This is a genomic window from Pseudomonas sp. AC463 (assembly GCF_979253585.1).
Genome location: NZ_CEEDDZ010001096.1, coordinates 1 through 240 on the forward strand (window position 1 = coordinate 1; position 240 = coordinate 240).

At 71.7% G+C, this 240-nt stretch carries 1 protein-coding gene; it reads left to right on the top strand.

The genetic code is table 11. From position 1 onward, the window contains the following. The coding region (locus tag AC0IYH_RS33670) for a sensor histidine kinase (protein ID WP_471838793.1) at positions 1 to 240 on the top strand (240 nt) is incomplete at both ends.

Genomic DNA, 240 nt, shown 5'->3' on the forward strand with positions numbered 1-240 from the left:
GACCTGACCGATGCGGTCGCCAGCGTGCTGGACGATGCCACCGGGCTGCTTGGCGGGCGCACAGTGTCGGTGACGATCGCCCCCGACGCGCCGCTGGTGCGCGCCGATCCCGGCCTGCTCCACCACGTGCTGCTGAACCTGATCGACAATGCCGCCAAATTCTCGACCGGCCCGATCGCTGTCTCCGTCGCAGGTCCGGTGCTGACGGTCGCGGACACCGGGCCGGGCATCCCGCCGGGG